20 protein-coding genes are annotated in these 20,144 nt (G+C 72.6%); 13 read left to right on the top strand and 7 right to left on the bottom strand.

Annotated features, from left to right (window positions below):
* Positions 1 to 7: 7 nt before the first annotated feature.
* From thrB to ACFQS1_RS29605, 4 genes are all read left to right on the top strand, one after another.
* Positions 8 to 919 (top strand): homoserine kinase, encoded by a 912-nt coding sequence (gene thrB, locus ACFQS1_RS29620; RefSeq protein WP_378974704.1) that lies wholly within the window; start codon positions 8 to 10, stop codon positions 917 to 919.
* Between the two features lie 331 nt (positions 920 to 1,250).
* Positions 1,251 to 3,260 carry a transcription termination factor Rho gene (gene rho, locus ACFQS1_RS29615; RefSeq protein WP_378974701.1) on the top strand — a complete coding sequence of 670 codons (2,010 nt, stop codon included), beginning with the start codon at positions 1,251 to 1,253 and terminating at the stop codon, positions 3,258 to 3,260.
* 134 nt (positions 3,261 to 3,394) lie between these two features.
* Positions 3,395 to 4,561: a nitric oxide synthase oxygenase gene (locus ACFQS1_RS29610; protein WP_378974699.1), complete on the top strand. Its 1,167-nt coding sequence runs from the start codon at positions 3,395 to 3,397 to the stop codon at positions 4,559 to 4,561.
* A gap of 418 nt (positions 4,562 to 4,979) precedes the next feature.
* Entirely contained in the window at positions 4,980 to 5,372 is a 393-nt protein-coding gene (locus ACFQS1_RS29605) for a VOC family protein (protein WP_378974696.1), read from the top strand.
* Here ACFQS1_RS29605 and ACFQS1_RS29600 read toward each other — a convergent pair.
* The 3 genes from ACFQS1_RS29600 to ACFQS1_RS29590 form a co-directional block, all read right to left on the bottom strand.
* Positions 5,362 to 6,075 (bottom strand): class I SAM-dependent methyltransferase, encoded by a 714-nt coding sequence (locus ACFQS1_RS29600; RefSeq protein WP_378974693.1) that lies wholly within the window; start codon positions 6,073 to 6,075, stop codon positions 5,362 to 5,364. The two genes, ACFQS1_RS29605 and ACFQS1_RS29600, sit on opposite strands and share 11 nt — an antisense overlap.
* Positions 6,075 to 6,596 carry an RNA ligase family protein gene (locus tag ACFQS1_RS29595; protein WP_378974691.1) on the bottom strand — a complete coding sequence of 174 codons (522 nt, stop codon included), beginning with the start codon at positions 6,594 to 6,596 and terminating at the stop codon, positions 6,075 to 6,077. The genes ACFQS1_RS29600 and ACFQS1_RS29595 overlap by 1 nt, the downstream gene beginning before the upstream one ends.
* 98 nt (positions 6,597 to 6,694) lie before the next feature.
* Entirely contained in the window at positions 6,695 to 7,588 is an 894-nt protein-coding gene (locus tag ACFQS1_RS29590) for a phosphatase domain-containing protein (protein WP_378974688.1), read from the bottom strand.
* 231 nt (positions 7,589 to 7,819) lie between these two features.
* On the opposite strand from ACFQS1_RS29590, the gene rpmE reads away from it, so the two are divergent.
* Positions 7,820 to 8,044 carry a 50S ribosomal protein L31 gene (rpmE, locus tag ACFQS1_RS29585; RefSeq protein ID WP_378974685.1) on the top strand — a complete coding sequence of 75 codons (225 nt, stop codon included), beginning with the start codon at positions 7,820 to 7,822 and terminating at the stop codon, positions 8,042 to 8,044.
* Between the two features lie 69 nt (positions 8,045 to 8,113).
* Positions 8,114 to 9,205 (top strand): peptide chain release factor 1, encoded by a 1,092-nt coding sequence (gene prfA / locus ACFQS1_RS29580; RefSeq protein WP_378974683.1) that lies wholly within the window; start codon positions 8,114 to 8,116, stop codon positions 9,203 to 9,205.
* Here the strand turns inward: prfA and ACFQS1_RS29575 are convergent.
* The 3 genes from ACFQS1_RS29575 to ACFQS1_RS29565 are packed head-to-tail and all read right to left on the bottom strand — an operon-like array spanning position 9,189 to position 13,302.
* Positions 9,189 to 10,511: an outer membrane protein assembly factor BamB family protein gene (locus ACFQS1_RS29575; protein WP_378974680.1), complete on the bottom strand. Its 1,323-nt coding sequence runs from the start codon at positions 10,509 to 10,511 to the stop codon at positions 9,189 to 9,191. The two genes, prfA and ACFQS1_RS29575, sit on opposite strands and share 17 nt — an antisense overlap.
* On the bottom strand, positions 10,508 to 11,800 hold the full coding sequence (locus ACFQS1_RS29570) for an outer membrane protein assembly factor BamB family protein (RefSeq protein WP_378974678.1): 1,293 nt from the start codon (positions 11,798 to 11,800) through the stop codon (positions 10,508 to 10,510). The genes ACFQS1_RS29575 and ACFQS1_RS29570 overlap by 4 nt, the downstream gene beginning before the upstream one ends.
* Positions 11,797 to 13,302 carry a GGDEF domain-containing protein gene (locus ACFQS1_RS29565; protein ID WP_378974676.1) on the bottom strand — a complete coding sequence of 502 codons (1,506 nt, stop codon included), beginning with the start codon at positions 13,300 to 13,302 and terminating at the stop codon, positions 11,797 to 11,799. Before ACFQS1_RS29565 ends, ACFQS1_RS29570 begins: the two co-directional genes overlap by 4 nt.
* Before the next feature lie 80 nt (positions 13,303 to 13,382).
* On the opposite strand from ACFQS1_RS29565, the gene prmC reads away from it, so the two are divergent.
* From prmC to ACFQS1_RS29545, 4 genes are read left to right on the top strand one after another with little or no spacing between them, the layout of a single operon-like run.
* Positions 13,383 to 14,252 carry a peptide chain release factor N(5)-glutamine methyltransferase gene (gene prmC / locus ACFQS1_RS29560; RefSeq protein WP_378974674.1) on the top strand — a complete coding sequence of 290 codons (870 nt, stop codon included), beginning with the start codon at positions 13,383 to 13,385 and terminating at the stop codon, positions 14,250 to 14,252.
* Between the two features lie 37 nt (positions 14,253 to 14,289).
* Positions 14,290 to 14,934 carry an L-threonylcarbamoyladenylate synthase gene (locus ACFQS1_RS29555; RefSeq protein ID WP_378974751.1) on the top strand — a complete coding sequence of 215 codons (645 nt, stop codon included), beginning with the start codon at positions 14,290 to 14,292 and terminating at the stop codon, positions 14,932 to 14,934.
* A 1-nt stretch (position 14,935) separates the two neighbouring features.
* On the top strand, positions 14,936 to 15,529 hold the full coding sequence (locus ACFQS1_RS29550; protein WP_378974672.1) for an arsenate reductase/protein-tyrosine-phosphatase family protein: 594 nt from the start codon (positions 14,936 to 14,938) through the stop codon (positions 15,527 to 15,529).
* Positions 15,526 to 16,476, top strand: a complete 951-nt coding sequence (locus ACFQS1_RS29545) for an L-threonylcarbamoyladenylate synthase (protein WP_378974670.1) — start codon at positions 15,526 to 15,528, stop codon at positions 16,474 to 16,476. The genes ACFQS1_RS29550 and ACFQS1_RS29545 overlap by 4 nt, the downstream gene beginning before the upstream one ends.
* On the opposite strand, the gene ACFQS1_RS29540 is transcribed toward ACFQS1_RS29545, so the two are convergent.
* Positions 16,469 to 17,920, bottom strand: coding sequence for an SDR family oxidoreductase (locus ACFQS1_RS29540; protein WP_378974668.1), 1,452 nt, complete (start codon positions 17,918 to 17,920; stop codon positions 16,469 to 16,471). The genes ACFQS1_RS29545 and ACFQS1_RS29540 overlap by 8 nt on opposite strands.
* Before the next feature lie 76 nt (positions 17,921 to 17,996).
* On the opposite strand from ACFQS1_RS29540, the gene ACFQS1_RS29535 reads away from it, so the two are divergent.
* The 3 genes from ACFQS1_RS29535 (at position 17,997) to ACFQS1_RS29525 (ending at position 20,143) form a co-directional block, all read left to right on the top strand.
* A complete protein-coding gene (locus ACFQS1_RS29535) occupies positions 17,997 to 19,286 on the top strand; it encodes a serine hydroxymethyltransferase (protein ID WP_378974666.1) in 1,290 nt (429 codons plus the stop codon).
* Entirely contained in the window at positions 19,283 to 19,699 is a 417-nt protein-coding gene (locus tag ACFQS1_RS29530) for a hypothetical protein (protein ID WP_378974664.1), read from the top strand. Before ACFQS1_RS29535 ends, ACFQS1_RS29530 begins: the two co-directional genes overlap by 4 nt.
* Before the next feature lie 210 nt (positions 19,700 to 19,909).
* Entirely contained in the window at positions 19,910 to 20,143 is a 234-nt protein-coding gene (locus tag ACFQS1_RS29525) for an AtpZ/AtpI family protein (protein ID WP_378974662.1), read from the top strand.
* Position 20,144: the final 1 nt, after the last annotated feature.

Raw genomic sequence — 20,144 nt, 5'->3', positions numbered from 1 at the left:
TGTGCCGATGGGCCTGACCTTCGCGACCGACCCGGTCACCGTGCGCACGCCGGCCACCAGCGCCAACCTCGGTCCCGGCTTCGACTCCCTCGGTCTCGCGCTGACCCGGTACGACGACCTCGACGCCCGCGTCACCGACGGCGGCTTCACGGTGACCGTCGAGGGCAAGGGCGCCGGCGAGCTGCCCGGCGACGAGGAGCACCTGGTGGTCCGCGCGATGCTGGCGACCTTCGACGAGATGGGCGAGCGACCCCGCGGGCTGGCCGTGCGCTGCGTGAACCGCATCCCGCAGGCACGCGGCCTCGGCTCCTCGTCGGCGGCCATCGTCGGCGGCGTGCAGCTGGCGCGCGGGCTGGTGAAGGACGGGATGAATCTGATCGGCGACGACGACGCGCTGCGGATCGCGGCACGGCTCGAGGGGCATCCCGACAACGTCGCGCCGTGCCTGCTCGGCGGGTTCACGATCGCCTGGACCGAGGGCTTGGGTGCGCGCGCCGTGCGGTTGGGTGCGCACGAAGGCGTACGTCCGAAGGTTTTCGTGCCCGCGGAGCGTGGGTATACCGCGTCGGCTCGCGCCGCGCTGCCCCCGAACGTGCCGCACGCGGACGCGTCCTTCAACGCCGGGAGGGCGGCCTTGTTGACCCATGCGATCACCAGCGATCCGCGCCTGCTCTTCGCGGCCACCGAGGATCGGCTGCACCAGGGGTACCGCGGCGAGGCGATGCCCGGCACCGCCTCGCTCGTGGCGTCGCTGCGGTCGGTCGGCGTGGCCGCCGTGGTCAGTGGCGCCGGTCCGGCGGTTCTGGCGTTGTCCGAGGTCCCGGCCGACTTCCACCCGGGAACAGAATGGCGCGTGCAGACGTTGGGCGTGGATGCGCACGGTGCTCTTGTCAAAGGGAGTATGGTGGAACTCGCCTAGCGGGGCCCTGTTGCCGCAGGTCGTGCGAGTTGACTACGCTCGAGACCAAGCACAGCCGCGAAGCAAGCGATCACTGCGGTTCGGCGCGCACCCCCAGAGATTTTCTGGCCGCTCAGGCCGTCTCATTCTCAGCAAGGCACACGCCGAGCAGCAGATCTCCCACATCGCTGCACTCGCCGAGACCTACTCGTCAACGTAGGACGGGCAGGGACACCGTCGAGCTGCCGTGCTGCACAAACTCCCGCGTCGCCTCGGCGAGGCGGGTTCCGAGCCACCCGGCCACCAGGCTGCAGATCGGGCGTCTCGGGCTTTTTCCGACGGAAGGAATCCATTGAGCGACACCACCGACGTGACGTCGGGTGTTTCTGACGTCGCTGACGGCGCCGGCACCACCGCGACCGCCACGAAGCGCCGCCGAGGCGGCACCGGGCTGTCTGCGATGCTGCTGCCCGAGCTGCAGAGCCTCGCCGCTTCCCTGGGCATCTCGGGCACGGCCCGGATGCGCAAGGGTGAGCTGATCACCGCCATCTCCGAGCGGCAGCAGGGCTCCGAGCGGCCGAGCGGCGGCGCTGCCGCCGCCGAGTCCGCGCCGCGCCCGCGCACCAGTGAGGTAAAAGCCACCGAGTCGAAGGTGGCGCCGGTCGAGGCCCCCGCCGTCGCGGCCGAGGCCCCGCAGACCGGGCCGGCCACCCAGCAGCCGGAGGCCACTCCGGCCGCCGAAGGTGGCAGCCGGTCCCGCCGTGAGCGTGTCCGGCGCGAGCCCGCGCCCGAGCGCGAGCAGGCGCCCGTCGTCGCCGAGCAGACGCAGGTGACGGCGCCGGCCGCGCAGCCCGAGACGGCCGAGCGCACCGACCGTGGCGAGCGCACCGACCGCCCCGAGCGCGGCGAGCGCAACCGGGACCGCGGCGACCGCCAGCGCAACAACCGCGACGACCGCGGCCAGCGGGACGACCGTAACCAGCGGGACGACCGTGGGCCCCGCGACGACCGCGGCCCGCGCGACGACCGCAACCAGCGGGACGACCGTGGTCCGCGCAACAGCGGTGATCAAGGTCACGATGACGACGACAACGACTCGGGCGAGGGCGGCCGGCGCAGCCGCCGCAGCCGCTTCCGGGATCGCCGGCGCGGCCGCGACCGCGACGGCGACCAGCGTGACGGCCAGCGCGACGGTGGCCGCGAGCCGCACGTGAGCGAGGACGACGTGCTGGTCCCGGTGGCCGGCATCCTCGACGTGCTGGACAACTACGCGTTCGTGCGCACGACCGGCTATCTCTCCGGGCCGAACGACGTCTACGTCTCGATGTCCCAGGTCAAGAAGTACGGCCTGCGCCGCGGCGACGCGGTGACCGGCGCGGTGCGGGCGACCCCGCGCGACGGTGGCGGCGACAACCGGCGGGACAAGTACAACCCGCTGGTCCGGCTCGACACCATCAACGGGATGGAGCCCGAGGAGGCCCGGCGCCGCCCCGAGTTCTACAAGCTCACCCCGCTCTACCCGCAGGAGCGCCTGCGGCTGGAGACCGAGCCGCACATCCTCACCACCCGGGTCATCGACCTGGTCATGCCGATCGGCAAGGGCCAGCGCGCGCTGATCGTCTCGCCGCCGAAGGCCGGCAAGACGATGGTGCTGCAGGCGATCGCCAACGCGATCACCCACAACAACCCCGAGTGCCACCTGATGGTCGTGCTGGTCGACGAGCGGCCCGAAGAGGTCACCGACATGCAGCGCTCGGTCAAGGGCGAGGTCATCGCGGCCACGTTCGACCGCCCGCCGCAGGACCACACCACGGTCGCCGAGCTCGCCATCGAGCGGGCCAAGCGGCTGGTCGAGCTGGGCCACGACGTGGTCGTGCTGCTCGACTCGGTGACCCGCCTCGGCCGGTCGTACAACCTGGCCGCACCGGCCTCCGGCCGGATCATGTCGGGTGGTATCGACTCGACCGCGTTGTACCCGCCCAAGCGGTTCCTGGGCGCGGCGCGCAACATCGAGAACGGTGGCTCGCTCACCATTCTCGCGACCGCGCTGGTCGAGACCGGCTCGATGATGGACACGGTCATCTTCGAGGAGTTCAAGGGCACGGGCAACGCCGAGCTCAAGCTCGACCGCAAGATCGCCGACAAGCGCGTCTTCCCGGCGATCGACATCGACCCGTCCGGCACGCGCAAGGAAGAGATCCTGCTCGGCAAGGAAGAGCTGGCGATCATCCACAAGCTCCGCAAGGTGCTGCACTCGCTGGACTCGGGCGCCGCGCTCGACCTGCTGCTCGACCGGCTCAAGCAGACCCGCACGAACGTCGAGTTCCTGATGCAGATCGCGAAGTCGACCCCGGGCGAGTAATCCCGGCTGTCACTGGACGCGGTCCCGCCTTCGGGTGGGGCCGCGTCCTTTTTGTCGCACACGGTGTGTGATCGACGTGCCTTCCCGTCGGGCAGGTTGCGAGGACACGTCGCTCTCACCGTGGAGGCGCCTTCATGACCGTGCCCGGGTATCGGGACAATCCGACCGAGAAATGGGATCCGGTCGCGCCGGTCGACCCCGCCGAGGCCGAGGACTTCCTGCGGCGGTGCTACGTCGAGAACCCCCGGCTGGGCCCGGCCGAGCCCCGGCTGGCCATCGTCCGGGCGCAGATCGCCGCGACCGGCACCTACGCGCACACCACCGAGGAGCTCACCCACGGCGCCAAGATGGCCTGGCGCAACGCCTCCCGCTGCATCGGCCGCCTCTACTGGAAGAGCCTGCTCGTCCTCGACCGCCGGCGGGCGCGCACCGCCGACGAGATCTTCTCGCTGCTCGTCCACCACCTGCGGACCGCCGGCGACGGCCAGATCCGCCCGGTGATCAGCATCTTCGCGGCCGCGCAGCCCGGCCGCCCCTTCGCCCGGGTGTGGAACGAGCAGCTCATCCGGTACGCCGGCTATCGCGACGAGCAGGGCCGCACGGTCGGCGACGCCCGGCAGGTCGACTTCACCGCGGCGATGCGCGGCTTCGGGTGGCGGGGCAAGGGCGAGCAGTTCGACGTGCTCCCGCTGGCGATCGAGACACCGGCCGAGGGCGTACGGCTCTATGAGCTGCCCGAGCGGGCCACCCGCGAGGTCCCGATCAGCCATCCCGAGTACGCCTGGTTCGCCGAGCTGGGGCTGCGCTGGCACGCGGTGCCCGCCATCGCCAACATGCGCCTGACGATCGGCGGCGTGCACTATCCGCTGGCGCCGTTCAACGGCTGGTACATGGGCACCGAGATCGGCGCTCGCAACTTCGCCGACGCCGACCGCTACGACATGCTGCCCGCGGTGGCCGCCCGCATGGGCCTGGACAGCAGCCGGGAGTCGACGCTGTGGCGCGACCGGGCCCTGCTCGAGCTGAACCGCGCCGTCCTGTGGAGCTTCGAGCGGGCCGGCGTGAAGATCAGCGACCACCACACCGAGTCGGCCCGCTTCCTCGCCCACCTGCGCAACGAGGAGAAGGCCGGCCGCCCCGCCCCCGCCGACTGGACCTGGATCGTCCCGCCGATGTCCGGCTCGCTGACCCCGGTCTTCCATCGTTACTACGAGGAGCTCGACCTCAGGCCGGCCTTCTACCTCGACGACGAGGCGGCCGCCATCGCGCGCACCGGCTCGAACTGTCCGTTCCCCCACTGAGCCCGGCCGTTCGCTTCCGGTCTGAGCTCGAGGGCCCGGTGAGTGCCCGGCATTCCGCGATGTGGTACGTGTTTCCAGTTAGGTGGGACGCTGTGGTTGGGCTTGGGCAAGGGGTGGTGAGTTCCTGCGCGCGCTGCACCGGAAGTTATCAAGGTCTCGCGATGACGGGTCGCCGGGGCGGGCCGGGGGCCGAGCGCAGCTCGCGGCGCGCCTCCGCGGCGGAAAATCACGCACGGTTGCGGCGATGCGGCGATTGCGGCGGGCGCGGCAGGCGGTCGAGTGCGGTGACTGCGACGAGGCCGAGCCGCGGTGACCGATGAGCGCGAGGGGCGATGAGCGCGCCGTACGGATGAAAGGCCGCGAGAAAGCCGGGTGGCGCAAGCGGAACGAGCACGCCCCTGCGTGGGAGCATGCGCGAATGACTTCCTACATCTCGCACACCACGGTGGACTGTGCCGACGCCTACGCGCTCTCCAAGTGGTGGCAGGGTGTGCTCGACTACGTCGAGCTGCCCGACGATCCCAACCTGCCCGGGCACGAGGAGTGCATGATCATGTCCCGGGATCGGGCGCACAAGGTGCTGTTCATCGAGGTGCCCGACGTCAAGCAGGGAAAGAACCGGCTGCATTTCGACCTGCGGCCGGCCGCGGGCACCCGGGACGAGGAGCTGGCCCGGCTGGTCGACCACGGCGCCAAGCCGATCGACGACCTGCGGCGCCCGGACGGAAGCGGCTGGGTGGTGCTCGCCGACCCCGAGGGCAACGAGTTCTGCATCCTGCGCAGCGAGGCCGAGGTGGCCGCTACGGCTTGACCACGGTCACCAGGGCGGTGGGCAGCCACGGACCGCCCCACCACATGCGCCAGCCCAACGGGCGGGTGGTCGCCGACAATCCAAGAGCATCGAGATGAGACGCGTACGCCTTCGTCGCGCTGATGTCGGCGATCACCAGCCGCCCGCCCGGCCGCAGCACGCGCAGCGCCTCGTCGACCGCGGTGAGGCGGCCCGCCGCCGGGTGGATGTTGTGGATCGCCATGCTGCTGACGACCAGGTCGAAGGACTCGTCGGGGTACGGCAGCGCCGTCATGTCGGCGGTGTCGAGGGAGACCCGCACCCCCTCGGCGGTGGCGTTCGCCTCGGTGACGGCGGGGGAGTTGCCGGACTGGTCGACCGAGCGCCACAGGTCGACGCCGGTGGCCTGCCCGGCGGGGAGGCGGCGGGCCACGGCGATCAGCACGGCGCCGCGGCCGCAGCCCAGGTCGAGGGCCCGCTCGTCGCCGCGCAGGGCCAGGCCGTCGAGGATCTCGCGCCAGACCGCGAACTTCCCGCGCTTGGTGGTGTGCAGGTAGAGCGACGCGCTCGCCACGAAATACAGGGCGAGCAGGCCGGGCAGGATCGCCACCCAGCCGGCCAGCACCGCGGTGACGACGGTGGCGGCGATCAGGAAGACGGCGGCCGACGCGAGGCCGACGAGAACCGGCGGGGCGTCGACCCCGTAGCGGGCGCGGGCCGGCATCAGGCGAACTCGTTCACGGGGAAGTCGTCGCGGTGCCGCCACGCGTCATCGGTGCGCACGTGCTCCGCGCGTACCCATTTGAGGACCTTGCGGGAGAACTCGGCCGCGGGAATCCGCCCGGCCGCACGCACCACGAAGCCCTCGGAATCCGCCGGCGTGCGCTGCGCCGCCCAGGCGGCGCGCGCCTCGGAGAGACTGCCGCCGCGATAGAGCACCGGCACCACCGGCAGCTCGAGGCGCCGCGCCCAATCGACCGTGTCGTCCCACCCCAGCAGCGTGTCGGTCTCGTCCCAGATGCCGAAGACGATGAAGACGCCCGGCAGGTCGGAGTACGCGATGCTGCGCCGGGCCCACATCGACTCGCCGCACACCCGCCAGTCGTCGGGGATCCGGTATGCCGTCATCGCCCACAGCGCCTTGGCCGGCCTGTCCCATGGCTGGGTGCCCGAGTCGACCGACCGGCCGAACATCATGTCGCGGGTGAACGTCAGGTTGCCGCCGTCGAGCTTCTCGGTCACCACCAGCTCACCATCCAACCAGGACAGATCATGCTGCACCTTATCGTCGGCCGACGCGCCGGGTGAGTCCGGGAGGTGGAAAGTGCGCGGGTACTTCAACGTCAGAAGTCTCCCTCCGCGACCTGGAAAACGGTGAGGCCGAGCGCTCGCCACATGCGTACCACTTGTTGACGGTCGTCGAAAACCCCGATGATCCGCCAGGCGTCCCGGATTTCCCGATCGAAGATCTCGCGCTTGACCACGGCGTCCTTGCGGCCGTCGCCCTCCGGGCGCATGAACAGCGCCTCGTACGGGACGCCGACGAACAAATCGAGCCACGCCTCGGTCTCGGCCCGGGCGACCTCGTCCCGCCCGGAGCAGAAAATGATCGCGTTGCCGGCGTCGTGCATCGCGCGCACCGCCGTGATCACCGCCGGGTTGGGCAGGTCCTCGCCGACCCGATGCCAGTCGTACGGGCTGCGCTCGCCCATCAGCGCCACGGTCCCGTCGATGTCGACCAGCATCGCGGGCGGTAGGTCGGGGTCCGGTTCGTAGGATAAAGGCGAAACATCCGGAATGTGTGGTACGGGCAGTGGCAGGTTGCGGCCCGCCAGGTAACGCGCGTGCATCCGCCGGATCGCCTCCTCGCCCACCCGGTCGTCGGCCGGACGCGACACGTCGCGCCGGATGCACTCCTCGAGCGGCACGTCGGTGAAGTCGTGCACCTCGAAGCTCGCGCCGAGCCGGGCGGCCAGTTCGGCCCACTCCCGCACGGTCTTGGTGCGCAGGTTGGTGTCGTCGACGATTACGTCGGCGTGCGCCCGCAGCAGCGCCTCGACCGCGGCCCGCTGCGCGTGGGTCACCTGCGACTCGGACCACTGCGTGTAGAGCCGCTCGCCGTGCAGCATGCGCCGCAGGTCGTCGCGGTTGACCCGGACCACCCGGGGTTGCAGCTTCCGCGCGAACGTCGTCTTGCCGGACGCCGGCAGCCCGCGAGTGATCAGCAGTCTGGTCATTTGTATCCGTTTGTCGAGTAATATCCGAAGCGGGAACAGGCCGTAGGGCCCTCACGTTATCGACTGCACACCAGGAAAGCGGCGCCGATTTCGCGGCACGCACGGCGGCATGGCAGACTGGTCCATCGGCCAGTAAAAGGTTCCGGTTCACGCCCGAGCCCACCGTCCTGGCGGGGCGGCGCGGTGCTGACAGCGACCCGGCGACCAAGTCATCGAGAGGGACCGAGAACCATGAAGAGCGGCATCCACCCGGAGTACAAGACCACCGAGGTCATCTGCTCCTGCGGCAGCACCTTCACCACCCGCAGCACCGCCAAGAGCGGCGAGATCCGCGTCGAGACCTGCAGCGCCTGCCACCCGTTCTACACCGGCAAGCAGCGCGTTCTGGACACCGCCGGCCGGGTTGCGAAGTTCCAGGCCAAGTACGCGAAGGTGAACGCGGCCAAGAAGAAGTAACTGCTTCGACGGCGCCCGCCATCCCTGGACACAGGGGGGCGGGCGCCGTTCGCGTGGGGAGAAAATACTGTGAGTAACGACAGGTTGACCACGCTTCTCGAGGAGTACGCGGAACTGGAGAAGCGTATGGAGGACCCCTCCATCCACGCCGACCAGGCTCTCGTGCGCCGGGTCGGCCGTCGCTTCGCCGAGCTGGCCCCGATCTACGCGGCCCACGCCGAGCTCGAGGCCGCCCGCGCCGACCTGGCCGCCGCCAAGGAGCTGGCGGCCGAGGACCCGGCGTTCGGCACCGAGCTGGAGGCGGTCGCCGCCACGCTCGCGCCGCTGGAGGAGAAGCTCGGCGAGATGCTGATCCCGCGCGACCCGAACGACGCCAAGGACGTGATCGTCGAGATCAAGGCGGGCGAGGGCGGCCAGGAGTCGGCCCTGTTCGCCGGCGATCTGCTGCGCATGTACACCCGGTACGCGGAGCGCCGCGGCTGGACCGTCGAGGTGATCGACTCCCAGGAGTCGGACCTGGGCGGCGTCAAGGACATCTCGGTCGCGGTCAAGACCAAGGGCGTGCCCGAGGGCGGCCACGGCGTCTGGTCGCGGCTGAAGTGGGAGGGCGGCGTCCACCGGGTGCAGCGGGTGCCGGTGACCGAATCGCAGGGCCGCATCCACACCTCGGCGGCCGGCGTGCTGGTGCTGGCCGAGGCCGAGGAGGTCGACGTGCAGATCGACCCGAACGACCTGCGGATCGACGTGTTCCGCTCGTCCGGCCCGGGCGGCCAGTCGGTGAACACCACCGACTCGGCGGTGCGGATCACGCACATCCCGACCGGCACCGTGGTGAGCTGCCAGAACGAGAAGAGCCAGCTGCAGAACAAGGAGTCGGCGCTGCGCATCCTGCGGTCCCGGCTGCTGGCGATCGCGCAGGAGGAGGCGGACGCCGCGGCGGCCGACTCCCGCAAGGCGCAGGTGCGCACGGTGGACCGCTCGGAGCGGATCCGCACGTACAACTTCCCGCAGAACCGGATCACCGACCACCGGATCGGCTACACCGCGTACAACCTCGATCTGGTGCTCGGTGGCGAGCTGGACGGGGTGCTGGACGCGCTGGCCGAGGCCGACCGGCAGGCCCGCCTGTCGGGCGAAACCGAGATCACCCGACGCCCATGACGTGCAGCCCGTCGTAGCGCGGGCAGGCCAGGTATCCCGGTGAGCTGAGGCAGACGGCCTGGTCGCCGCTCGGCCCGAACCGCCCCAGCGGCGTCTGCCGGCCGTCGGCGAGGTCGACCCGGGTGACCACGAGCTGGCCGAGCGGGTCGCGGCTCGGCCGGGTGACCAGCACGCTGCCCGCCTCGCCCGACACGGCCGCCGCGAGGCCGGTGATCGGCCGGCCGAGCAGCTTGCCGGTGCGGCTGTCGACCAGCCGGAGCCGGTTGTTGGTGCGATCGGCGCCGACCAGCATGCGATCGGCGCCGACCTGCCAGCCGTCGTGGATGGCCGGCAGGTTCCAGACCACCCGGCCGGTGGACGGGTCGCGCGCGGAGAGCCCGTCGGAGGAGCTCGAGCAGGTCAGGGCGCCGCAGGCAGCCACGTAGTCGGCGAGCCAGAGCGCCTCGAACGTGCCGGAGTCGTAGACGGTCGTCGTGGCGCCGCCCTCGGCCACGTCGCGGCTCACCGCGAAGTTGGGGCCGGCGGGCTCGATGCTGGTCACGACGCCGGGGCCGGCCCCGGGCAGCCGGCCGGTCCGGCGGAGCTCGCCGCCGGCGAAGCCGTAGACGGCGACCGTGCCGTTCGCGGTGACCGTGGCGATCGCCTCGGGGTGGTCGAAGCTGGGCAGCGGGGTCCAGCCGGCCAGCGGTGGCAGGGCGAGGCGCCAGAGCTCGGCGCCGTCGCGGAGCCTGATCGCACGCAGGCCGACCACGTGGTTCTGCTTGTCGTGGTCGGCGACCAGCGCCGTCCCGGTGGGCACCGACGGCCGGGCGTCGCCGTCGACGCGCCACAGCTCGTGGCCGGTGGCGGCGTCCAGCGCGATCGTGGTCTGGATGGCGATGTAGAAGTACCGGTCGCCGTTCTCCTCGTTGTGGACGACGGTGATCGGGTCGACCGGCGCGAGCACGATGTCGCCGGCCGGCCGGGGCGTGTACCCCGCGAGCCGGGTTCCGACCGGCGCGGACCAGCGCATCGCGCCGGTGTCCAGGTCGTAGGCGGCCACGGTCGGCCTAGCGCCGATGTCGTCGCCGGTCCGGGCGACGTACGCGGTGCCCCGGTCGAGCGCGACCGCGTCCCTCTCCATGGCGAACGGCGCGATCCACAGCGGGCGCAGCCCGGGCCGGGCGCCGGGCGCCGAGCCGCCGACCGCGAGCACGCCCGCGGCCGTCAGGAGCGCGAGCAGCGCCCGCAGCAGGCGCCGGTGGTCGAGCGGAACGGCCGGCCCCGACTGCTCGTGGGTGACCTCGCCGAGGTCGATCATCGTCATCGGCCGACCGCCGTGACCGAGTACGCGTCGTTCTGGTAGCAGCCGAGGTAGTGCGCGATCGCCTGGCAGCGGTTGACCGGGATCCGGTCGATCGAGCCGAGCACGTCGCGCCGCCCGGTGGCCAGGTCCCACCGGGCGATCGAGGTGCGCCCGCTCGGCTTTGCCGTCGGTTTGAGCACGAGCAGCGCCTCTTGGGGGTCGGTGTTCCAGACCGTTTCGCCGGGGCTGTTCGCGCCGACGCGCGCGCCGGTGCCGGCATCGATCAGATATTGCTCGCCGACCTCGCCCGGCTGGTCGACCACCACCCGGTCGGCAGTGGCGGCCCAGCTGCCGCCGGTGCCGATGTCGGTGATGCTCCAGCGCCGGCGGCCGGTGTCGGCGTCGTACGCGAACAGCCCCTGCCCGTTGTTGACGCAGATTCCGTCGCCGCCGCAGGGGAACGCATACCCGTCGGTGCCGTCGGTCTGCCACAGCGCGGCCAGCGTGTCGAGGCGGTACACGTTGAGCTCGGCGTGGCCCTGTTCGTTGCGGTTCACCACCAGATGGTCGCGGCTCACCGCAAGATCGTTGAACTGGCCCTCTTCCGGGTCGCCGCGCGCCCAGGGGATGCGGGCACTCGCGAGCAGGCCGCCGTCGGCGAAGCGCAGCACCGCGACGAGCCCGTCGTCGGTGACCGTGACGACCTGGATCGGCCGCGCGCCGTCCGTGGCCAAGGCGAAGCTGACGACCCCGGCGGTGTCCCGCTGCCAGACCGTGCCGCGGTCGCCGAGCCGGATCAGCCGCAGCCGGGCGAACTGGCCCGTCCTGGTGTAGTCGGCCATCAGCACCGTGCCGTCGGCGATGGCCATCGGCTCGCCCGGCGCGGTCCACAGCCGCTCGCCGGTCTCGGCGGAGAGCGCGACCGTCGAGCGGACGAACTGGGCGTACCGGCCGTCCGCGCGCCTGGCCTGCGGATCGGCCGGCAGCAGCAGGAACGGGCCGGCCAGCTGGGCGTACCCGAGCGCGTCCGCGGCCGGGGCACGCCACCGCACCGCGCCGGTGGCCAGGTCGTACGCGATGAGCTCGCCGGCGTGGTGCAGATAGAGCGCCTCCGGGCCGAGCGTCGTGCTGTCGACGTCGGAGGCCGGCACGCTCCACAGCGGACGGACGGCGTTCGGCGCGGGCCGGGCCGACGCGGCGCAGATCAGGCAGAGCAGCAGCGCCGCGGCCAGCCCGAGCCGGCGCCAGGGCAGGTGGTCGAGCTCGGTGCCGGGTGCCGAGGAGATCTCACCGAGCTCGATCGTGCTCATCGCGTGGGGGAGCGATTCGCGGCGGCCGCCGCGAGGGCGGCGCTGAGCGTGCGCCCGTTCGTGCCCACCTCGGACCAGCCCGCCGCCAGGCCGATCGGCGTGCCCGGCACCAGAACCTGCCAGTTCTCCGCGTTCGTCGCGGCCGTGATGCGGCGGGACACCTCGGCCGCCTGGGCCTGCCCGGCGCCGGGCAGCACCACCACGAACTCGTCGCCGGCGAACCGGGCCACGAAGTCGCCGCGCCGCATCACCCTGTTCAGCACGCCGGCGATCCGCTGGAGCACCAGGTCGCCGCAGTGCCGGCCGTGCCGCACGTTGACCGCGGTGAACCCGATCAGGTCGCAGACGCCGATCGCGGCCCGCTCGCCGCGCTCGAGCATCGAGTGCACGTAGCGTTCGAGCTGGCGGCGGTTGGGCAGCCCGGTCAGCGGGTCGGTGAGCGTCTCGTCGCCGTACCGGTCGGCGTCGCGCTGGGTCTCCTGGGCGTCCAGCCGGGCCGCCACCCCGTCCAGGTAACCGTCGCGCAGGCGGTCGATGCGCTGGGCGGCGAGGCGGAAGGCGTACCGGTCGGCGGTGTGCGCGGCGGCGTGGTCGCCGGCCGCGGCGTGGCAGATGCTGCGCAGCCGGGCCGGCTCGGCCGCGCCGAGGATCTCGGGGGCGACCGGCACCGCGTCCAGCAGGGACAATGCCTGTTCCGGCTTGCCGGCCGCGATGGTCAGGCAGACGTGGCCGAGGTGGTGCAGGTCGCGGGTGCGCACGCTGTCGCCGCCGCCGGTCAGCCACTCGGCCGCGTTCGCCTCGGTCTCCTCGCCCAGCGCGGCCCGGCGGGCCAGGGCGTAGCCGTACGCGGCGCGGCTGCCGGGCCGCATCTGGTCGGCGCCGATCGCGATGTAGCGGGTCAGCTCGGCGTCGATGTCGCGCAGCACCCGCAGGCAGCCGTCGGTGTCGCCCTGGTGGTCGAGGGAGACCGCGTTGCGCAGCCGGATGCCGGGGGCCGCGAAGATCTCGGGGGCCAGCCCGACCGCGGCGCCGACCTGCCGGGCCTGCTCGATCGAGGTCAGCGCGTGCCCGTGGAAGCCGAGGTACGAATACGCCATCGCGAGGTCGTGCCAGCCCCACGCGGTCTCGTAGTCGTTCTCCGGCACCGCGGCCAGCGCCCGGGACGCCTGCACGAGGTGGGTGACGCCGCGGTCGATGTTGCTCTGCAGATGCGATCCGAGGGCCGCGAAGGCGTGCATCTGCCCGCGCAGATAGGGATCCGGGATCTCGCGGACGGCGTTCGCGGTCGCGGTCATCGCGGTGGACAGCTCGGCGATGCGACCGAGGTTGATCAGCGCGCCGAAACGCTGGACCAGCGCGTACGCCCGGGTCGTCGGGTCGGTCGCGGTCGCGAGCACCCCGTCGAGGATGGGCAGCGCCTCCGCGGATCGGCCGTTCTGCTGCAGCCGCCCGGCCCGCTTCAGCTCCTCGATGTGTTCAGGGAGCTGGTCCAACCAACTCACCGGGCGCCTCCCACGCGTGTCGCGCATCGATCCGCCGACCCGGCCGGCCGGCGTCGCACGTGACGTTTGATGATTATGCCGTGGACCCGGACGACGAACACCCCTGGCGACCCGTGGCGCGGGCGCCCCTTTCTCCGGCGCTGGCCACGGCGGTCGCCGAGCTGGCCGCGGCGGGCGTGGCGTCGCCCCGGGTGGACGCCGAACTGCTCGCCGCGCACGTTCTGGAGATCCCGCGAGGACGGCTGCTGCTGGCCGGCTCGATGCGCGCGGACGAGTTGCGCCGATTCCGGGTGCTGGTGGCCGAGCGGGCCCGCCGGATCCCGTTGCAGCACCTGCTCGGCACGGCGGCGTTCCGGCATCTGGAGTTGTCGGTCGGCGACGGCGTCTTCGTCCCCCGGCCGGAGACCGAGCTGCTGGCCGGCTGGGGCATCGCGCGGGCGCACGCGGGCGACGTCGTGGTGGATCTCTGCAGCGGGACCGGCGCCATCGCTCTGTCGCTGGCCGATGAGGTCAAGGACATTGACGTGTACGCCGTGGAGCGGTCCCCGGTCGCGTTGTCGTTCCTGCGCCGCAACGCCGCCGCGTTCCCCCGGGTCCGGGTCGTCGAGGGCGACGTCACCGACCCGGGACTGCTGGCCGGGCTGCGGGCCGGCCTGGTGCTGTGCAACCCGCCCTACGTGCCGGACGGCACCGCCGTTCCGCCCGAGGTCGCCGAGCACGATCCGGCCGACGCGGTGTTCGGCGGCGCCGACGGCCTCGACGTGATCCGCCCGGTGATCGCCGTGGCCGCGCGGCTGCTGCGCGCCGGGGGATATTTCGGGATCGAGCACGATGACGCGCACGGCTCGGCGGTCCCCGCGCTGCTCCGCGCGGACGGCCGGTTCACCGAGGTGACGGCGCACGACGACCTCACCGGCCGGCCGCGGTTCGCGACGGCACGCCGCACCTGATCGGCGGGCCGCGACACATGGCAGACTGCACGGTGTGATGCTCTACGACTGCCGTACCACCGCGGACCGGGATCGCGGCATCGCCGCCGCCGTCGAGGCGGTCAAGAGCGGTGAGCTGGCCGTGCTGCCCACCGACACGGTGTACGGCATCGGTGCGGACGCGTTCACCCCGCACGCCATCACCGCGCTGCACCACGCCCGCGGCGCCACCAACCAGGTGCCGCCGCCGGTGCTGATCGGCTCGCGGCACACCCTCGACGGGCTGACCTATTCGCTGTCCAAGGCGACCCGCGAGCTGGCCGACGCGTTCTGGCCGGGCGCGCTGACGCTCTACGTCGAGCACACGCCGAGCCTGCAGTGGGATCTCGGCGAGACCGGCGGCAAGGTGGCGGTCCGCATGCCGTTGCACCCGGTGGCGCTCGAGGTGCTGCGCGAGGTCGGCCCGATGGCGGTGACCACGGCCAACAAGGTGGGGCAGCCCGCGCCGACCACCGCCGAGGAGGCGCGCGACCAGCTGGAGTACGCGGTGCGGGTCTACCTCGAGGCGGGCCCCGCCCTCGATCCGGCGCCCAGCACGATCGTCGACGTCAGCGAGGACGTGCCGCGGGTGCTGCGGGCCGGGGCGATCCCGTTGGAAAAGCTGCGCGACGTCGTGCCCGACATCCTCGGACCGGAGGGCTGAGGTGGCGCCGTTCACCGTCCTGCACGTCTGCATGGGCAACATCTGCCGCTCCCCGATGGCCGAGCGCCTGCTCGCCCGGGCCGTACGCGATCGAGTCGGCGACCTCGGCGACGAGCTGGTCCGCAGCGTCAGCGCCGGCACCGGCGGCTGGCACGAGGGCGAGGAGATGAACCCGCCCGCCGCCCGCCAGGTCCGCGCCCGCGGCGGGTCGGCCGACGGCTTCGAGGCCCGCAAGCTGCGCGGCGACTTCATCGACGAGGCCGACCTGATCTTCACGGCCACCGCCGACCAGTACGACTACGTCGTCGCCCTGCGCCCGGACGCCGCCGACCGCACCTTCGTGATGGGCGAGTTCGGCCGGCTGCTCGGCGCCGTCGACGCCTCCCGGCTGCCACCCGCCGCCGGCGACCCCGACCAGGTGCGGGCCCGCGGCCGGGCCATCGTCGAGGCGGTCCACCGGCTGCGCGGTCCCGAGGGCCCGTTGCCCGGCGACGACCTCGACGACCCGTGGGGCCGCGGCGACCAGACGTTCCAGCGCATCGGCGACGAGATCGAGGACACCACCGTCCCGTTCGCCAAGCTCCTGCTCTCGTGACCGGCCGCGTCGTCGCTCCGGACGCCGCGGGCATCGCCGAGGCCGTCGAGCTGCTCCGGGCCGAGTCGGTGGTCGCGTTCCCCACCGAGACGGTCTACGGCCTGGGCGCCGACGCGTTCTCGGCCCGGGCGATCGGCGAGGTCTACCGCCTCAAGAACCGCCCGTCCTGGAACCCGCTGATCGTGCACGTCGCCGGCGTGCCCGCCGCCCGGGCGCTCGCCGCCGACTGGCCCGCCGTCGCCGACCGGCTGGCCGCGGCGTTCTGGCCCGGCCCGCTCACGCTGGTGCTGCGCCGCGCCCCGCACCTGACCGGCGTCGGCGCCGCCAACGACACGATCGCGGTGCGCGTCCCGGCCCACGACGTCGCCCTGCGCCTGCTCGCGGCCGTCGGCCTCCCGCTCGCCGCGCCCAGCGCCAACCGCTCGGAGAGCATCTCGCCGACCACCGCCGAGCACGTGCTGCGCAGCCTGCCCGACGTGCCGCTGGTGCTGGACGGCGGCCCGTCGTCGTGGGGGATCGAGTCCACGGTCCTCGACCTGACCACCGCCGTGCCGACGCTGCTGCGTCCCGGCGCCCTCGGTCTGCGCGCCCTGCGCGAGGTGACCGGCGCGATCGCCCTGCGCGACGCCGAGACGGCCGACGGCGCCGCGCGTCCCTCGCCGGGAATGAGCCGCCGCCACTACGCCCCGCGAGCCACCCTGCACCTGGTGCCCGACGTGCGCTCGGCCGAGATCCCGGAGAAGACCGGCGTTCTCACGTACGAGGGCGCGGACGTGCCCGACGCCGAGGTTCTCTCCGCCGACCCGCGCGAGTACGCCGCCGACCTCTATGCCGCCCTGCACCGCCTGGACGACTCGGGCGTCGAGACGATCCTGGTGCAGCAGCCGCCCGAGACCGAGGACTGGCTCGCCATCCGCGACCGGCTCGGCCGGGCCGCCGCTAAGTAGCCGAGGCGCGGTCGGCGATGTTGCGGGCCATGCCGCTGAAGACGATGCCGTGGAACGGCAGCACCGAAGCCCAGTACGCGTGCCCGGCCAGCCCGCGCGGCAGGAACACCGCCCGCTGCCGGTAGACGCTGCGGCCCTCGCCGTCCGGGACCGCGCTCATCTCCAGCCAGGCGCGACCCGGCACCCGCATCTCGGCCCGCAGCCGCAGCAGCGAGCCCGGCACGATCTCCTCGACCCGCCACCAGTCCAGCGCCTCGCCCACCCGCAGCCGGTCGCGGTCGCGTCGTCCCCGGCGCAGCCCCACGCCGCCGGCCAGCCGGTCCAGCCAGCCGCGCACCGACCAGGCCAGCGGGAACGAATACCAGCCGTGGTCGCCGCCGACCCCCTCGATCACCCGCCACAGCGCCTCGACCGGCGCGTCCACCGGGCGGCTGCGCTCGTCGACATAGACGCTGCCCCCGGACCAGTCGGGGTCGCTCGGCAACGGCTCGGCGGCGGCGTCCCGGCCGGCCGCGCCCGACCACCGGGTCTCCACGTCGGCGTTGCGCACCTTGCTGAGCGCGAGGCGCACCGCCTCGTCGAAGCCCATCGGCTCGACGCCGGGCACCAGCCGGCGGATGTCGTGCTCGCGGGCCACCGCCTCGTGCACCAGGCTGGCCACCAGCGGCCGCGCGATCGCGTTGGGCACGGGCGTGACCAGCCCGACCCAGAACGCGGAGAGCCACGGGCTGAGCACCCGGGTCGGCAGGATCACCCGGCGGGCGAGGCCGGCCACCCGGGCGTAGCGCCGCATCATCTCGGCGTAGGTGAGGACGTCGGCGCCGCCGAGGTCGAAGCCGCGGCTCTCGGCGAGCGGCATGGTCGCGGCGGCGATCAGATAGGCCAGGACATCGCGTACGGCGATCGGCTGGATCCGGTTGCGCACCCAGCGCGGGGTGACCATGACCGGCAGCCGCTCGCTGAGGTAGCGCAGCATCTCGAACGAGGCCGACCCGGACCCGATGATCACCGGCGCCCGCAGGACCACGGTGGGCACGCCGCTGCCGAGCAGGATCGTCGCCACCTCGCCGCGGGAGCGCAGGTGGGCCGAGGCGCGCTCGCCCGGCGGCGGCTCGGGCCCGCCCAGATAGACGATCCGTCGCACACCCGCCGCGCGGCAGGCGGCGGCGAAGTTCGACGCGGCCCGCCGGTCGAGCTCCTCGAAGTCGGGCCGGCCCAGCGAATGCACCAGGAAATACGCGACGTCGATCCGGTCCAGCGCGGCGCGCAGCGACGACGGGTCGGTCAGGTCGCCCTCGGCGATCTCGACCCGGCCGTGCCAGGGCGCGTCCCGCAGCCGGGCCGCGCTGCGCGACAGGCAGCGCACCTCGTGCCCGTCGGCCAGCAACCGGGGCACCAGCCGGCCGCCGATGTATCCGGTCGCGCCGGTCACCAGAAATCGCATAACCGCAGAGTGTTCCCTTTCGCTGGGCTTTCAAGCCATATGCTGGTTTTGGGCGGCGCCGACCCGGGGAGGGCACGTGGAGAGCTTCTGGGGGCCGGACTTCGCGTGTCTCGAGCGCGAGGATCCGGAGATCGCCGATGTCCTCCTCGACGAGCTGGCCCGCCGGCGCGGCGGCCTCCAGCTCATCGCGAGCGAGAACTTCACCTCCCCGGCCGTGCTCGCGGCGCTCGGCTCCACGCTGCACGACAAGTACGCCGAGGGCTACCCGGGCGCGCGCTACTACAGCGGGTGCGCCGAGGCCGACCGGGCCGAGACGCTGGCGATCGAGCGGGCCCGGGCGCTGTTCGGCGCGGAGCACGCCAACGTGCAGCCGCACTCGGGGGCGTCGGCCAACCTGGCGGCGTACGCGGCGCTGGCCGAGCCGGGCGACACCGTGCTGGCCATGGAGCTGCCGCACGGCGGGCACCTCACGCACGGCAGCCGGGTCAACTTCTCCGGGAAGTGGTTCCATCCGGTCGGCTACCGGGTCAGCCCGGCCACCGAGGAGATCGACTACGACGAGGTGCGCGACCTCGCGCTGGCCCACCGGCCCCAGCTGATCATCTGCGGCGCGACCGCCTACCCGCGCCGGATCGACTTCGCGCTGTTCCGCGAGATCGCCGACGAGGTCGGCGCGTACCTGCTGGTCGACGCCGCGCATTTCATCGGGCTGGTGGCCGGCCGGGCCGTCCCGTCGCCGGTGCCGTACGCCGACGTGGTCACCTGCACCACGCACAAGGTGCTGCGCGGGCCGCGCGGCGGCATGATCCTGTGCCGGGCCGAGCTGGCCCAGCGGGTCGACAAGGCGGTCTTCCCGTTCAGCCAGGGCGGCCCGATGATGCACGCGATCGCGGCCAAGGCGGTGGCGTTGCGCGAGGCGTCCGGTCCGGCCTTCCAGGCGTACGCGCGGCAGGTGGTCGACAACGCCCGGGCGCTGGCGGTGGCCGTGGCCGCCGAGGGGATGCGGCCGGTCACCGGCGGCACCGACACCCACCTGGTGCTGGCCGACCTGCGGGAGCTCGGCATCAGCGGGTGCGACGCCGAGGCGCGCTGCGGCCTCGCCGGGATCACTCTGAACAAGAACGCGATACCGTTCGACCCGCGGCCGCCGTCGGTGGCGTCCGGCATCCGGGTGGGCTCGCCCGGCGTGACCACCCAGGGCATGCGCGCGGGCGAGATGCGCCGGATCGGCGCGCTGATCGGCGCCGCGGTGCGCTGCGACCCGGGCACGCCGGCCGGGGCGTCCCGCCTCGCCGACGTCGCGACCGAGGTGTCCGCGCTGGTGGGACAATTTCCGGCATACCACCGGGAGAAAGTGATGGCATGACTGAAGTAGAGGCGAAGACGCTGCCGGCCGATCCTCGGTGGAAGGTCGCGCACCTGCCGTTCCTGACCGCGGTGTCGTTCGCCCTGCTGCTCTGCGCCGCCTCGGTGGGGTACCTGTCGGGCGGGTCCGCCGCGGCGCTCGGGGCCGGCCTCGGCGTGCTGATCGTGACGGTGAGCTACACGATGTCCACGCTGGTGGTGGCGTGGGCCGACACCGTGCGGCCGGCCCTGCTCATGCCGCTGGCCCTGCTCACCTACGTGCTGAAGTACAGCGTGCTCGGCGTCGTGCTGGTCTACGGTCTGTCCACCGCGTGGACCGGGAAGGACGCGCTCGGCTGGGGCATCGTGGCCGGCGTGGTGGTGTGGACCGGCGTGCAGGCCTGGTGGTTCACGGTGGTGCGTCGCCCGAAGTGATCTTCCGCACGCTGTTTTGCCACCTCGGAGGCCCCATTCGTGGTTGGTTGACCACGAAACGGTGATCTGGTGGCACGTGGCGCGTCCCGTTCTGGCGAAGGAGGAGTACCGTGTCGTTCCAGTTGCGAGACCCCTGACGCCTGGACAACTGCGGTTGTGCGGGGGGTCTCGCTTAGCCTCGTCTTTCCTGCTGATATCGTTCGGGCCGTCATGACCGGTCAGGAACCTCCCAAGAATCCCCATGGGGATGACGGTCAACAGCCGCCCGACACGGGCATGGGCATGACGGCCGTCTCCTACCTCCTCACGGGCATGTTGGTATGGGGCGGGATCGGTTGGCTGGTCGACCATTGGGTCGGGACCAGAGGCATCTTCGCCGGAATCGGCGCGGTCGTTGGCATGGCCGGCGGTGTCTACCTCATCGTGCGCCGTCTGGGCGCCTGAC

The sequence above is a fragment of the Paractinoplanes rhizophilus genome (assembly GCF_042664765.1).
GTDB classification, from domain to species: domain Bacteria; phylum Actinomycetota; class Actinomycetes; order Mycobacteriales; family Micromonosporaceae; genus Actinoplanes; species Actinoplanes rhizophilus.
This window is presented reverse-complemented; position numbering and strand designations above follow the sequence as displayed.